Origin of the sequence: Pseudomonas sp. NY11955, assembly GCF_048068035.1 — a bacterium.
Classification (GTDB): Bacteria; Pseudomonadota; Gammaproteobacteria; order Pseudomonadales; family Pseudomonadaceae; genus Aquipseudomonas.
This window is the reverse complement of sequence record NZ_JBLUPS010000001.1, coordinates 483,996-498,744: the sequence shown is the minus strand read 5'-3', so window position 1 is coordinate 498,744 and position 14,749 is coordinate 483,996. Positions and strand designations below refer to the sequence as shown.

Sequence of the window (14,749 nt, the reverse complement as noted above, 5' to 3'; positions counted from 1 at the left end):
GCGCCTGGATGCGCAGGTGGAAAAACTGGGCATTATCCGTTGCCGGGAGCGGGTTGCCAACCTTTGGGCTGCAGCTCAGTAAAGGTCGACCGGGTCGACATCCAGCGACCAGCGCACCTGGCGCCCGCTCGGCAGCTGCTCCAACACTAGCAACCAGGCGCTGATCAGTCGATGCAAAGGCGCCCGGGTATTGGCCTGTATCAACAGTTGCGCGCGAAAGCGCCCGGCACGGCGCTCCATGGGCGCCGGCACTGGGCCAAGCAACTCGATGCCCGGCAGGCGCTGTTCGGCCACCAAGCGTTCGGCGGCGGCACAGGCTTCGTCGAGGAACGCTTCGGCCTGCCCCGGTTTGTGCGCTTCGGCACGCAGCAGGGCCAGGTGCGAGTAAGGCGGCAGCCCGGCGGCGCGGCGTTCGTCCAGGGCCTGTTCGGCAAAGGCGAAGTAGCCTTGCTCGGTAAGCTGCACCAGCAGTGGATGGTCGGCCAGGTGGGTCTGGATGATCACCTTGCCAGGTTCTTCGGCACGCCCGGCACGGCCGGCCACCTGCACGATCAGTTGTGCCATGCGTTCGCTGGCGCGGAAATCACCTGAGAACAGCCCGCCGTCGGCATCGAGGATGGCCACCAGGGTCACCCGTGGGAAATGGTGGCCCTTGGCGAGCATCTGGGTGCCGACGAGAATGCTCGGCTGGCCGCGCTGGATGGTGTTGAACAGGTTGTGCATGGCGTCCTTGCGCGCCGTGCTGTCGCGGTCCACGCGCAGGATCGGGTAATCCGGGAACAGCACTTTCAGGCGTTCTTCGGCGCGCTCGGTGCCGGCTCCGACCGGGCGCAGGTCAACGTGGTTGCACTGCGGGCACTGATGCGGCAGGCGTTCGTCATAGCCGCAGTGGTGGCAGCGCAGCACGCCGGAGCGTTGGTGCACGGTCATGCGCGCATCGCAGCGTGGGCACTCGGACAGCCAGCCGCAATCGTGGCACAGCAGGGTCGGGGCAAAACCTCGGCGGTTGAGGAACACCAGCACTTGCTGGCCGGCTTCCAGGGTCTGGCGAATGGCCTGTTGCAGCGGGCCGCTGATGCCGCTGTCCAGTGGCAGGCTTTTCACATCCAGGCGCAGCATGCGTGGCGGGCGCGCACCACCGGCGCGCTGGTTCATGCGCAGCAGGCGGTAGCGGCCGGTCAGGGCGTTGTGCAGGGTTTCCAGCGACGGCGTGGCGGAGCCGAGCAGGATCGGAATGTTCTCCTGGTGAGCGCGCACCAGCGCCAGGTCGCGGGCGTGGTAGCGCAGGCCTTCCTGCTGTTTATATGAGCCGTCGTGCTCTTCGTCGATGATGATCAGGCCGGGGTTTTTCATTGGCGTGAACAATGCCGAGCGGGTGCCGATGATGATGTCGGCCTCGCCGTCCCGTGCCGCCAGCCAGGCATCCAGGCGTTCGCGGTCGTTGACTGCCGAGTGCAGCAGGGCAATGCGCGCGTTGAAGCGTTGCTCGAAGCGCGCCAGGGTTTGCGGGCCGAGGTTGATCTCCGGGATCAGCACCAGTGCCTGCTTGCCGGCTTCCAGTGTCTCGCGGATCAGCTGCAGGTAGACCTCGGTCTTGCCGCTACCGGTGACGCCGGCCAGCAAGAACGCACCGAAGCCACCAAAGCCTTCGCGCACGGCGTCGAAGGCATTGCGCTGCTCTTCGTTGAGCGGCAGCTCCGGCTGCGCCAGCCAGTGCTCATGGCGCAGCGCCGGCAGGTGGCGGCGCACCTCGATGTGCACCAGTTCCTTGGCCAATAGCAGGTCGAGGCTGTCCTTGTTCAGGTTGAGCTTGGCCAGCAGGCTGTGGGCCACGCCGTGCGGGTGCTGGGCCAGGGTCTTGAGGGCATCGCGCTGGCGTGGCGCGCGGGCGATGCGCGGGTCTTCCAGGCGGGCGCCGGTGGCTATGTGCCAGAAGCGCTCCTGGCGCATTTCGGCGGGTTCGCCCTGGCGCAGCAGCGTGGGCAACGCCCAGCTCAGGGTGTCGCCCAGGCTGTGCTGGTAGTACTGGGCGGTCCACAGGCACAGCTTGAACAGCGATGCCGGGATGGGTGACACCGGGTCGAGCAGGGCGCTGGCCGGTTTCAGTTTGTCGGCAGGTACTTCGCTCTGCGCGCACACCTCTACCAGCACGCCGATCATTTCGCGTCGGCCAAAGGGCACGCGGATGCGCATGCCGGGGGTCAAGGCCTCGCGCGCCATGCTCGCCGGCGCCTTGTAGTCGAACAGGCGACGCAGCGGGGAGGGCAGGGCAAGGCGCAGGATGACGTCGGACACGCGATAATTCTCGGAGGGCGTTACAAGGACTGGCGAGCCTAGCAGACGACGGTCGGTGCAAGCGACATCTTGCGCTGGCGGCATGCTCTGGTATTATTCGCCGCCTAATTACGTGCGGTATTCAACAATTGGTGTTGGGTGGCGGCACGCAGCTCGAGGAAGTGACCATGAAAGAAGGTATCCACCCGAACTACGAAGTAGTTGCAGTCACCTGCAGCTGCGGCAACAAGTTCGAAACCCGTTCGACCCTGGGCAATGTCCTGTCGATCGACGTTTGCAACCTGTGCCACCCGTTCTACACCGGTAAGCAGAAAGTCCTGGACACCGGTGGTCGCGTACAGAAGTTCGCCGACCGCTTCGGTATGTTCGGTACCAAGAAGTAATCATGCGCATGGCGAATCCTTCGGGCTTCGCGTTGTTGCTGAAGAAGGCGCCCCTTGTGGGCGCCTTTTTTGTGGGCGTTATCTGGCATTTCCCGGCCCTGGCGTTCTGCCCGCCGCCGGACAAGCCCACGTGGGTAGTGGTGCGGCAGGTGGTCGATGGCGACACGCTGCGGCTGGCCGATGGCCGGAGTGTGCGGCTGATTGGCATCAACGCACCGGAAATCGGCCGCAAAGGGCGCACCAGCGAGGCATATGCCGAGGCTGCCAAGCGGCGCCTGCAGGCGTTGGTTCAGGCCAGTGACGGGCGTGTCGGGCTGGTGCCTGGCGTTGAGCCCAAGGACAAATACGGCCGCACACTGGCACATATTTATGGCCGTAATGGCAACAATCTGGAAGCACAGTTGCTCGGCGAAGGCCTGGGTTACCACGTGGCGGTTGCCCCCAATGTGCGCCTCAGCGGCTGCCAGCAGCGTGCTGAGCAAGCGGCGCGCAAGACGGGCAAAGGCCTGTGGCGCCGTTCGCCCGTGGTGCCTGCCAGTGCTGTCAGGCAGTCGGGCTTTGCGGTAATCGGCGGCCGCATCAACAGCATCGAGCGCAACCGTGGCGGGGTCTGGCTGACCATGGACGATGCTGTGGTGCTACAGGTTCCCGCTCGTCTGCAGCGCAACTTCCCCGCCAGCTTCTTCGATAATCTCAAGGGACGCCAGGTCGAGGCGCGTGGTTGGGTGCTGGATCGTTCCCGCAGGGGTGGCCTCAAGCCTGGGCAGCGACGCTGGGTGTTGCCATTGACCGATCCGAGCATGTTGGAGCGAATTTCAGGCTAAAAGATGTAGACATTTCGCTATTGGATTGTACACACTGTGAGCCGTATGCCCCCGTGGGTTATAGCGTAAAGTCGTAGGCTAAAGGCCTTGACACAAGTGACCGACCAGTCTTGTGGCTCCCCGGCTCTTTGCGTATCCTCGGCGGTCCGTCAGAACAGTAAATAGCGGAATGCCCACCATGTCAGACCTGAAAACCGCCGCTCTCGAATATCACGCTCAACCTCGTCCGGGGAAACTGAGCGTCGAGCTCTCCAAACCCACTGCCACCGCCCGTGACCTCGCCCTGGCCTACAGCCCAGGTGTTGCAGAGCCGGTGCGCGAAATCGGCCGTGATCCAGAGCTGGCTTACAAATACACCGGCAAAGGCAACCTGGTTGCGGTGATTTCCGATGGCACCGCCATCCTCGGTCTGGGTGACCTCGGCCCACTGGCTTCCAAGCCAGTCATGGAAGGCAAGGGTGTTCTGTTCAAGCGTTTCGCCGGTATCGATGTATTCGACATCGAAGTCGAGTCGGAAAGCCCACAAGCCTTCATCGACACCGTTCGCCGTATTTCGATCACCTTCGGTGGCATCAACCTTGAAGACATCAAGGCACCTGAGTGCTTCGAGATCGAGCGCACCCTGATCGAGCAGTGCGACATTCCGGTGTTCCACGATGACCAGCACGGTACCGCCATCGTTACCGCCGCCGGCATGATCAACGCCTTGGAAATCGCCGGCAAGAAGCTGGAAGACGCCAAGATCGTCTGCCTGGGTGCCGGCGCTGCCGCCATCTCCTGCATGAAGCTGCTGGTGAGCATGGGCGCCAAGGTCGAGAACATCTACATGATCGACCGTAGCGGCGTGATCCACGCTGGCCGTGACGACCTGAACCAGTACAAGGCGCAGTTCGCCCACGCTACCGACAAGCGTACCCTGGCTGACGCCCTTGACGGTGCTGACGTGTTCGTAGGCCTGTCCGGCCCGAACCTGCTGAGCCCAGAAGGCCTGAAGTCGATGGCTGCCAACCCGATCGTGTTCGCCTGCTCGAACCCGGATCCGGAAATTTCGCCAGAGCTGGCGCACGCCACTCGCAGCGACGTGATCATGGCCACCGGTCGTTCCGACTACCCGAACCAGGTCAACAACGTACTGGGCTTCCCGTTCATCTTCCGTGGTGCCCTGGACGTTCGCGCCAAGCGCATCAACGAAGAAATGAAGATCGCCGCCGCTATCGCCCTGAAAGACCTGGCCAAGCTGCCAGTGCCGAAGGAAGTTTGCGAAGCCTACGGCGTTCAAGGCCTGGAGTTCGGCCGTGAGTACATCATTCCGAAACCGCTGGACGCACGCCTGATCACCGTTGTTTCCGATGCTGTGGCCAAGGCTGCCATCGAATCCGGCGTGGCTACCCTGCCGTATCCGAAGCACTACCCGCTGACCAGCGTGGATGACGTGTTCAACGGCTGATTACCGCTGTTGCGACAATAAAAAGCCCCGGCTCTTGAGCCGGGGCTTTTTTGTTAGGCCGTGGGAATGTTTCAGGGCTGCCAGGGGCTTGTCGTGACATGGGCGGCGCTCGATTGACGCCCCCACGCAAAACCTGTGTCAGGCACCCTGCTTCAGAACAGATCCATCGGCGCCGCTTCATCAGCTGGCAGCGGGCTGCCCGGTGCTGCGCCATTGCCCAGTTCGTCCACCGATGGCGGCGAGTCTTCGGCCTTGAACAGTTCGAAGTAGGCATTCGGTGTGCTCGGCGAGGCGGCGCGGCCGCTGACCGGGTCCACACGCAGGCTGAGGATGCCTTCCGGTTCAGCTGGCGTATGCGCCGGCTTGTCCTTGAGTGCCGCGCCCATGAAGCTCATCCAGATCGGCAGTGCCGCCGTACCACCGTATTCGCGGCGGCCCAGGGTTTCCGGCTGGTCGAAACCGACCCACACGGTCGTTACGTAATCGGCGTTGTAGCCCGAGAACCAGGCGTCCTTGGATTCGTTGGTGGTACCGGTCTTGCCCGCCAGGTCGGTGCGGCCCAGGGCCAATGCCCGTCGACCGGTGCCGCGCTTGATCACGTCCTGCAGCATGCTGGTGAGGATGTAGGTGGTACGCCCGTCGATGATCTGCTCGGCTACTGCCGGCGCTTGCGGTGCAGCGGCCACCTGGCTGAAGGCAGGCGGTGCCTCGCCTGGCATGGCTGCGGTGCTGATTGGCTGTTCCGGTGCGGCCAGGCCCGCCTGGTCCTCGGCACCTTGCGGTACGCGGGCCGGGTTGGAGGTGAACAGCGTTTCGCCACTGCGGCTTTCGATGCGGTCGATCAGGTACGGAGTGATCTTGTAGCCGCCGTTGGCAAAGGTGCTCCAGCCGGTGGCGATTTCCATCGGGGTCAGGGTGGCGGTGCCCAGGGCCAGGGACAGGTTGCGCGGCAGGTCCTGCTTGTTGAAGCCGAACTTGGCGATGTAGTCGATGGTGCGGTCCACGCCCATGGCCTGCAGCAGGCGGATCGACACCAGGTTGCGCGACTTGTACAGCGCCTCGCGCATGCGGATCGGGCCGAGGAAGGTATTGGTGTCGTTCTTCGGTCGCCACACTTTATCCACCGACTCGTCGACGAACACGATCGGCGCATCGTTGACCAGGCTGGCGGCGGTGTAGCCGCTGTCGAGCGCGGCGCTGTAGATGAACGGTTTGAAGCTCGAACCCGGCTGGCGCTTGGCCTGCATGGCACGGTTGTAGTTGCTCTGCTCGAACGAGAAGCCACCGACCAAGGCGCGAATGGCGCCGTTGTAGGGGTCGAGGGTGACCAGTGCGCTCTGTGCGCCGGGCACCTGGCTGAACTTGAGCTTGCCATCTTCCAGGCGTTGCAGGCGCACCAGGTCGCCGACCTGGGCCACGTCGGCCGGAGACTGCGGTGAGCGGCCCTGGGCGTTGCTGTTGATGAATGGGCGCGCCCATTTCATGGTGTCCCAGGCAACATGCGCCACTTGGCCATCGCGGGTCAGTACTGCAAGGCCGGTTTTTTCCACCTGGGTGACGATGGCTGGCTCCAGGCCGCCAAGGGTGCGTTGCTTGCCCAGTTCCTGCAGCCAGGCTGCCTGGGTGCGGCCCGGGAAGCGTGCTTCAGGGCCGCGGTAGCCGTGGCGCTCGTCGTAATCGGACAGCCCGTTGAGGACGGCCTTGTTGGCCATTTCCTGCATGTCGCTGGGCACCGTGGTGGTGACGCGGAAGCCCTCGGTGTAGGCATCGCTGCCGTAGCGACCGACCATTTCGGCACGGGCCATTTCGGCGATGTAGGGGGCATTCACCTCAGGCGTCGGCACGTGGTAGCTGGCGTTGAGCGGCTCGGCCAGGGCGGCCTGGTAGCTGGCCTGGTCGATCTTGCCCAGTTTGTACATGCGGCCGAGGATCCAGTCGCGTCGCTCCTTGGCACGCACCGGGTTGGCCAGCGGGTTGAAACGCGACGGGGCTTTGGGCAGGCCGGCGATCATCGCCATCTGCGCCAGGCTCACGTCACGGATCGACTTGCCGTAGTACACCTGTGCCGCTGCGTCGATACCGTAGGCGCGGTTGCCCAGGTAGATCTTGTTCACGTACAGCTCAAGGATTTCATCCTTGGTCAGCTCGCGCTCGATCTGTAGGGCCAGCAGGATTTCGTTGGTCTTGCGCGAGAAGCTGCGTTCGCTGGTGAGGAAGAAGTTTTTCGCCACCTGCATGGTGATGGTGCTGCCGCCGGTCTGGATATGCCCGGTTTTCACCAGCTGGGTCGCAGCGCGCATCAGGCTGCTGGGGTCGACGCCGTAATGATTGAGGAAATTGTCATCCTCGGCTGACAGCAGCGCCTGAATGAATTGTGGGGGAATTTCCGCGAAGCGGATCGGCGAGCGGCGCATTTCGCCGAACTCGGCAATCAGCTTGCCATCGCTGCTGTACACCCTGAGGGGGATCTGCAACTGGACGCTTCTGAGGGACTCGACCGAGGGCAGGCTGGGGCTAAGATACAGAAACGCACCGCTCACACCGAGTACGAGCGCGCAGATGACTGCGACGGAAGACCACCAGAAGAACTTCAGCAGACGTATCAAGGCTTTTCGGTGTCCAGGTTGGGAGTGGATTGCACGCAGGTCCGGCGGACCAAAAAACGCTGGGCATTATAAGCATTTTTTCGCCTCTCCGGGTTACCGGCCAGGCTACCCGTCGCCTCGATGGGTGGCCCCGGCCCAGTGTTGCCGCGGGGTTGCCACAGACAGCAGGGAAGTCGAGATGCTTGGACGCTTCGGCAAGGATGCCGGTTCACTCGTGGGGGTGGAAATTGCCCCCGATGCCGTTCGGATGCTGCAACTGCAGCAGCGCAATCGGCGCTGGCGGGTGGTGGGGTCGGCACAAGAAACGTTTCGGCCACCGCTGGGTGATGAATGGGCAGCAGAGCCCGGTGTGGTGGCGGCTGCGTTGCAGCGTGCCTACCGCCGCAGCGGCCTTAGCCAGCGCCGTGTAGCGCTGGCGCTACCGGCCAGCCAGGTCATTTGCAAACTGTGTCACCTCCCAGCGGAACAGACTGGGGGGCAGTTGGAGGCGCGGTTGCTGGCCGATGCTGAGCGGCTGTTTCCGTTCCCGCTGGAAGACCTGGCCCTGGATTTTCAGGTTCTGGGGGCTTCAAGCGTTCAGCCGGGCTGCTCCGAGGTGATGGTCGCGGCCTGTCGGCAGAGTGCGCTGGCGTCACTTGAATCGGTGGTCGAGGAGGCGGGCTTGCAGCTGGAGGCTGTCGAAGTCGACAACATTGCCCTGTGCCGCATGTTGCCACAGGGCGAACTGGAGGGTTCGGCGTTGCTGCGTGTCGAACCCCACAGCGTGACCCTTTATGACTGGCTGCCGGGCCGGGTGTACCAGCGCCGTGAATTACCAGCGGCTGGCCCGGAGCTAGCCGAGCTATTGCCAGAGCGTTTGCAGGCGCTGCTTGCCGAACAGCACCTGCCTGCGGCGTTGTGGGTCAGCAGCAGCTTGTCGATCGACCCAGGCTGGCTGCAGGGCCTTGGCAATCGGCTGAACGTGCCATGCAGGCACTTGCCCGGCTTGACGGGGCTGGAGCATGTCGATGGTTCGATGCTCCTGGCCTGTGCCTTGGCCCTGGGGGGGATGCACCTATGATGCGCTTGAACCTTCTGCCCTGGCGTGAACGGCAGCGTCAGGCTGCGCTGCGGCGTTTTCGCGGCCAACTGATTGCTGGCGCACTGCTGGGCTTGTGCGCCTTGGCGCTGGTCGATCAGTTGGCTCGCCAGCGCGGACACCAGCAGGCATTGGCCAATGCCCAGCGCCAAGCGGCCCTTGAGGTGCTGGACGAGAAGCTGCAACTGCTGGCCGATGTGCCTGCGCAGCATGACGCGCTGCTTGCCCAGGCGTCTGCGCTGGAAGGCTTGCGCGCCCATCAGGGGGTATTGGCCAGTATGTTCGCTGACCTTGAGGGGGCGTTGCCCGAAGGTGTGCAACTACTTGATCTCAGCCTGGAAAATGGCCGCTTGCGGGTGGTCGGGTTGGCGGCGTCCGGTGCTGTGGTTGCGCAGTTCATGCGCGATCTGAACCGTTCGAGCGTTTTGCTCGACCTGGAGCTCAAGGGCATCAAAAGCCTGTCGGGCGGCGATGAGTTTCTACTGACCGCGCGCGTTTCGGCGGTCTGGTCGTGAATACGGCGCGGCTGCTCGCTTGGCTGGCTGTGGCCGAGCATTCCGGCCACCTCGGACGGCTGGCGCCGGTGTTGGTAGCCGTTGTGCTGTTCAGCCTGGGCTGCGCGATGCGTCTGCCGGCAGTGTTACATCAGCAGGCGCAGGAGGATGCTCGGCATGCCGAGTTGAACCGGCTGCAGGCGGCCAGTGAAGCGCGCCTGGTCGAACTGGAGCGGCTGCAGGCTTCTGTGGTGGCCGCCGAACAGCGGCTACAGGAGGCGCACTGGCATTTGGCTGCCGGGGAGAGCATGAGTGACCTGCTTGAGCGCCTGACGGTGTCGGGGCACGCGCATGGTCTGCTGGTCGAGCGCCTTGATGTCAATGAGGGCGAGCAACAAGCTGGCTTGCGCAGAGTATCGCTGGCGTTGCAAGTGGTTGGGCGTTACCCGGCCTTGAGGCTGTGGCTGGACGATTGGTTGGGGCAGGCGCGTGTGCTGCATAGCGGTGATATGAGCCTGACTGCCGCTGATCGCCAGCCTGGGCTGCTGCGGCTGCAGCTGCGGGTTGATGCCTTTGACGAGCCGGCGCCCATGAAAACACCCGCGATGCTGGCGCGCATGCCCGCCAGGGCTGCAATGGCTGCGCCTGCAGTAGACCCATTTGCCCCTACGTCGGCGCGTTTGGCCGGCACGGGGCTGGTCAGTGTGCCGCTGGCCCGGCTGGAAATGGTCGGCAGCCTGGCGCGTGGGTCGGCACACGAAGCTCTGCTGATGGTGGCTGGCAGGCTTTATCGCGTGCGCCCGGGTGACCGGGTAGGGCGCGATCAGGGGGTGGTGAGGCACATCGACCAGTATCAGGTCGAAGTGCGTGAGCGGCTGTTCATGGCGGGGGAATGGCACGAACGCACGACGTTCATCACCCTCGCCAAACGTCTGGGCAAGGAGGCCCCGGAGCAGAATGAAAACGTGGATGAACTGCCTGCTGGCAACCCTGCTGTCGATCCCGCTGGCGTCGGCGTCGCCTTATCAGGGTGAGCCCCTGTCATTGAACTTTCAGGACGTAGAGGTGCGCGCGGTATTGCAGGTGCTGGCGGACTATGCCGGGGTTAACCTGGTTGCCAGCGATGCGGTGCAAGGCAGCGTCACGTTGCGTTTGCAGGACGTGCCATGGGATCAGGCGCTGGACCTGGTGCTGCGCAGCAAGGGCCTGGCCCGGCGTCAGGAGGGTAGTGTGCTGCTGGTGGCGCCTGCGGCCGAACTCGCCGCGCAGTCAGCCGACATTCGGGCAGAACAAACGCTGGATGCGCAGTTGCAGCCTTTGCGTCGGGAGCTGCTGCCGATTCACCACGCCAAGGCTGCCGAGTTGGCGGAGCTGCTGCAGGCGAGCCTGGCGGGTGACGGTGTCCTCGCGGGTAGCCTGAGTGTCGATGAGCGCACCAATACCCTGGTGGTGTACCAGCCAGCCGACCGCTTGGCCGAGTTGCGGCAACTGGTGGCGCAATTGGATGTGCCGGTGCGCCAGGTAGCGATTGAGGCGCGTATCGTCGAGGCCAACGTCGATTACGAGAAAAGCCTCGGGGTGCGCTGGGGTGGCCCGCTATACGGCGATAGATTGCGGCCTGCCAAGGAACTGTTCGTCGACCTTGGCGTCGAGCGAGCCGGCAGCAGTATCGGCCTTGGATTGCTGCGCGGGGACGTGCTGCTCGATCTCGAACTCAGCGCCATGGAAAAGAGCGGCAACGGTGAGATCATTTCGCAGCCCAAGGTAGTCACGGCGGACAAGGAAACGGCGAGGATCCTCAAGGGCACCGAGGTGCCTTATCAGGAAACCAGCCAGAGCGGCGCCACCTCGGTATCGTTTCGCGAAGCCTCGCTGTCCTTGGAGGTGACTCCGCAGATCACCCCGGACAACAAGGTGATCATGACCGTCAGGGTGACCAAGGACGAGCCGGATTACGTCAATGCCTTGAACAATGTACCGCCAATCCGCAAGAACGAGGTCAATGCCAAGGTTCGCGTGGCCGACGGCGAAACGATCGTGATTGGTGGCGTTTACTCGACTTCGCAAAACAATGTGGTCGACAAGGTGCCATTTTTCGGCGATCTGCCGTATGTTGGGCGGCTGTTTCGACGCGATGCATTACAAGAGAAAAAATCCGAGCTGCTGGTCTTCCTGACTCCGCGTATCATGAGTGACCAGGCGATTGCTGTGAGTCGTTGATTCTGTGCGAAATTTGATACTTGTGGGGCCCATGGGCGCTGGTAAAAGCACCATTGGACGCCTATTGGCCAAAGAGCTGCGCCTGCTGTTCAAGGATTCCGACAAGGAAATCGAACTGCGATGCGGCGCCAACATCCCGTGGATTTTCGACAAGGAAGGCGAGCCGGGTTTTCGTGATCGCGAGCAAGCGATGATCGCCGAGCTGTGCGCGCTCGACGGCGTGGTCCTGGCCACCGGCGGCGGCGCGGTGATGCGCGAAGCCAACCGCCAGGCGCTGCACCAGGGTGGCCGGGTGATCTACCTGCATGCTTCGGTGGAGCAGCAGGTGGGCCGCACCGCGCGCGACCGCAACCGCCCGCTGCTGCGTACCGCCAACCCCGAAGCGACATTGCGTGCCCTGCTGGAAACCCGCGACCCGCTCTACCGCGAGATCGCCGACCTGGTCGTGGAAACCGATGAGCGGCCGCCACGCATGGTGGTGATCGATATTCTCGAGCGCTTGCAGCAGTTGCCGCCCCGTTAACCCGGGACTATTCTCGGCCACCAGCGCCGAGGCGAGGTTCAACGTTACCGCGCAGGCTGCCCGAATGGCACCGCGCCCAAGTACATTGTGGGGATACATGCAGACACTAAAGGTCGACCTGGGCGAGCGTAGCTACCCGATCTACATTGGCGAAGGCCTGCTGGACCAGCCCGAACTGCTGGCGCCGCACATTGCCGGCCGGCAGGTTGCCATCGTTTCCAACGAGACCGTCGCCCCCCTGTATCTCGAACGCCTGAGCAAGACCCTGGGTGCCTACTCGGTACTGCCGGTGGTGTTGCCCGATGGCGAAGCCCACAAGAACTGGGAAACCCTGCAACTGATCTTCGATGGCCTGCTCACGGCCCGCCACGATCGTCGTACTACCGTGGTCGCCCTGGGCGGCGGCGTGATCGGCGACATGGCCGGCTTCGCTGCCGCCTGCTACCAGCGCGGTGTCGACTTCATCCAGGTGCCGACCACCTTGTTGTCGCAGGTCGACTCTTCGGTGGGCGGCAAGACTGGTATCAATCACCCGCTGGGCAAGAACATGGTCGGTGCTTTCTATCAGCCTAATGCGGTGCTGATCGATACCACCAGCCTCAAGACCCTGCCCGCGCGCGAACTGTCCGCCGGCCTGGCCGAAGTGATCAAGTACGGCCTGATTTGCGACAAACCGTTCCTCGCCTGGCTCGAAGACAATATGCAGGCCTTGCGCGCCCTCGATTCGGCAGCCTTGACCGAAGCCATCCGCCGCTCCTGCGCGGCCAAGGCCGCAGTGGTGGGCGCCGACGAACGCGAGTCCGGCGTGCGGGCCACGCTGAACCTGGGGCATACCTTCGGGCATGCCATCGAAACCCACATGGGCTATGGCGTGTGGCTGCACGGCGAAGCCGTGGCGGCTGGCACGGTGATGGCCCTGGAAATGTCCATGCGCCTTGGCTGGATCGACCAGGCTGAGCGCGATCGCGGTATCCGCCTGTTGCAGGATGCAGGTTTGCCGGTGGTGCCACCACAGGAAATGACCCCGGCGCATTTCATGGAGCACATGGCGGTCGACAAGAAGGTGCTCGACGGTCGTCTGCGTCTGGTGCTGCTGCGCCAGATGGGCGAGGCCGTGGTGACCGACGACTATTCGAAAGAGATTCTACAGGCCACGCTGTCGGCGGATTACCGCGCGATCGTGGCCCAGCTTTGAGGTTGTGACAGCGCAATGACCAGTTTGCATGCCGATGAGGCCTTCCTCGACCATTACCAGTTGAGCCACGATCCGTTCGCGCCCCGCGTGCCCGGTTTCAAGTTCTTCCCGGCCCAGCGCAAGCCCGTGCTCGGCCAACTGCACCACCTGGCGCGCTACAGCCAGTTGATGCTGGTGGTCAGCGGCCCGCTGGGCAGCGGCAAGTCGCTGCTGCGCCAGGCCCTGGTGGCCAGCACCAACAAACAGGCTGTGCAAAGCGTGGTGGTGTCCGGCCGCAGCGCCAGCGATGCCTCCAGCATGCTGGCCCAGGTCGCGCAGGAACTGGATGTGGCCCAGCCCGAAATGCAGGCGATCCTGTCCAAGGTGGTGCAGCTGGCACTGACCGGGCTGGAAGTGTATTTGCTGGTGGACGATGCGGAACAACTCGACGAGTCGGCACTCCAAGCGTTGCTGGAATTGGCGGCGGGGGTACCGGAAGGGCGCCCGCACGTGTTCCTGTTCGGTGAGCCATCGCTGATTGCCGGGCTGGACGAGCTCAATGTCGAGGAAGAACGCTTCCACATCATCGAGCTTGCCCCCTACAGTGAGGAAGAAACCCGCGAGTACCTGGAGCAGCGCCTGGAAGGCGCCGGCCGGGGCATCGAGGTGTTCAGCCGTGAACAGATCGTCGATATCCATGAAAACTCCGACGGTTGGCCTGGCAACATCAACCAGGTCGCCCGTGACACTTTGATCGAAGCCATGATCGCCAGCCGCTCGACGGCCAAGCGACCATCCATGGGGTTCAAGATGCCTAAAAAACATGTGCTCGCGCTGTCCGCTGTGGTCGTGGTCGCCGTTGCGGCCGCGGTATTGATGCCCAAGAAAGGCGACAAGGCCCCCGCCGAAGCGCCAGCCGCCCAGGCGCAGTTGCCGCTGGGCGACGGCAAGCAGGGCGCCGCCATCGAGTTCTCTGGCTCGTCCCAACCCATGCCGCTGCCGCTGGTTGGCCAGTCGCAGCCGGTGATGCGCGAGCCGCTGGCCCAGGCCGCAGGCATGGGCGAGGGTGAAGAAGGCAGCCCGGCCGGCGATACTGCCCTGCAGCCTGGCAACCCACCCCCCACCGTGACTACCATCGCGCCGCCGCAAGGTGTGCCGGCTGGCCCGGCACCCGCACCTGCTCAGCCAGTCGCCAGTGTGCCTGCCCAGCCTGTGCAGCCGGTTGCGCCTGCGCCAAAACCTGTTGCAACCCAGCCCGTCAAGCCGGTTGCGCCTGCCAAGCCTGCTCCCGCGCCGACCCAGGTCGCCGTGGCCAAGCCGGCCGCCAAACCTGCCGAGAAACCAGCGGCCGCTGGCGGTGGCAGCGGTGGTTGGTACGCCGGGCAGAAGCCAGGCAATTACGTGGTGCAGATCCTCGGCACCAGCTCCGAAGCTTCGGCCCAGGCATACGTCAAAGCCCAGGGTGGCGACTATCGCTACTTCAAGAAAAACCTGCAGGGCAAGCCACTCTACGTAGTCACCTATGGCAGCTTCGCCAACCGCGACGCAGCGGTTGCGGCAATCAAGAACTTGCCAGCGAAGGTCCAGGCTGGTAAACCTTGGCCACGTACCGTCGCCAGCGTCCAACAAGAGCTGGCCACGGCCCGCTGATACCTTCCGGGCGGCATCACCCCGCCGCCCAGTAGCTAAGCGAATTCTAGCTTTC

Annotated in this window: 12 protein-coding genes; 10 read left to right on the top strand and 2 right to left on the bottom strand. The window is 63.8% G+C overall.

The annotated features are described in order from the left end of the window. Window positions 1-75: 75 nt before the first annotated feature. Window positions 76-2,295 carry a primosomal protein N' gene (locus ACNFBR_RS02155; RefSeq protein ID WP_416733482.1) on the bottom strand — a complete coding sequence of 740 codons (2,220 nt, stop codon included), beginning with the start codon at window positions 2,293-2,295 and terminating at the stop codon, window positions 76-78. A gap of 167 nt (window positions 2,296-2,462) precedes the next feature. On the opposite strand from ACNFBR_RS02155, the gene rpmE reads away from it, so the two are divergent. From rpmE to ACNFBR_RS02140, 3 genes are all read left to right on the top strand, one after another. Next, a complete protein-coding gene (rpmE, locus tag ACNFBR_RS02150) occupies window positions 2,463-2,678 on the top strand; it encodes a 50S ribosomal protein L31 (protein ID WP_012274639.1) in 216 nt (71 codons plus the stop codon). Window positions 2,679-2,680: 2 nt separating this feature from the next. Beyond that, window positions 2,681-3,502: a thermonuclease family protein gene (locus ACNFBR_RS02145; protein WP_416733481.1), complete on the top strand. Its 822-nt coding sequence runs from the start codon at window positions 2,681-2,683 to the stop codon at window positions 3,500-3,502. Window positions 3,503-3,680: 178 nt separating this feature from the next. After that, window positions 3,681-4,949 carry a malic enzyme-like NAD(P)-binding protein gene (locus ACNFBR_RS02140; RefSeq protein WP_416733480.1) on the top strand — a complete coding sequence of 423 codons (1,269 nt, stop codon included), beginning with the start codon at window positions 3,681-3,683 and terminating at the stop codon, window positions 4,947-4,949. A gap of 152 nt (window positions 4,950-5,101) precedes the next feature. Here ACNFBR_RS02140 and ACNFBR_RS02135 read toward each other — a convergent pair whose 3' ends face one another. After that, a complete protein-coding gene (locus tag ACNFBR_RS02135) occupies window positions 5,102-7,552 on the bottom strand; it encodes a penicillin-binding protein 1A (RefSeq protein WP_416733613.1) in 2,451 nt (816 codons plus the stop codon). 181 nt (window positions 7,553-7,733) lie between these two features. Between ACNFBR_RS02135 and pilM the strand changes: the two genes are divergently transcribed. From pilM to ACNFBR_RS02100, 7 genes are all read left to right on the top strand, one after another. Further along, window positions 7,734-8,615 (top strand): type IV pilus biogenesis protein PilM, encoded by an 882-nt coding sequence (gene pilM / locus ACNFBR_RS02130; protein ID WP_416733479.1) that lies wholly within the window; start codon window positions 7,734-7,736, stop codon window positions 8,613-8,615. Further along, window positions 8,612-9,148, top strand: coding sequence for a PilN domain-containing protein (locus ACNFBR_RS02125; protein ID WP_416733478.1), 537 nt, complete (start codon window positions 8,612-8,614; stop codon window positions 9,146-9,148). The genes pilM and ACNFBR_RS02125 overlap by 4 nt, the downstream gene beginning before the upstream one ends. Before the next feature lie 11 nt (window positions 9,149-9,159). Beyond that, a complete protein-coding gene (locus ACNFBR_RS02120) occupies window positions 9,160-10,161 on the top strand; it encodes a pilus assembly protein PilP (protein ID WP_416733612.1) in 1,002 nt (333 codons plus the stop codon). Then, on the top strand, window positions 10,085-11,347 hold the full coding sequence (locus tag ACNFBR_RS02115; RefSeq protein ID WP_416733477.1) for a type IV pilus secretin PilQ: 1,263 nt from the start codon (window positions 10,085-10,087) through the stop codon (window positions 11,345-11,347). The genes ACNFBR_RS02120 and ACNFBR_RS02115 overlap by 77 nt, the downstream gene beginning before the upstream one ends. Before the next feature lie 4 nt (window positions 11,348-11,351). Continuing rightward, the gene (aroK, locus tag ACNFBR_RS02110) at window positions 11,352-11,870 is read left to right on the top strand and encodes a shikimate kinase AroK (protein ID WP_025340956.1); all 519 of its coding nucleotides are present in this window, start codon (window positions 11,352-11,354) and stop codon (window positions 11,868-11,870) included. Window positions 11,871-11,967: 97 nt separating this feature from the next. Beyond that, window positions 11,968-13,065, top strand: a complete 1,098-nt coding sequence (gene aroB / locus ACNFBR_RS02105; RefSeq protein ID WP_041166613.1) for a 3-dehydroquinate synthase — start codon at window positions 11,968-11,970, stop codon at window positions 13,063-13,065. Window positions 13,066-13,080: 15 nt separating this feature from the next. Continuing rightward, window positions 13,081-14,694: an AAA family ATPase gene (locus ACNFBR_RS02100; protein WP_416733476.1), complete on the top strand. Its 1,614-nt coding sequence runs from the start codon at window positions 13,081-13,083 to the stop codon at window positions 14,692-14,694. Window positions 14,695-14,749: the final 55 nt, after the last annotated feature.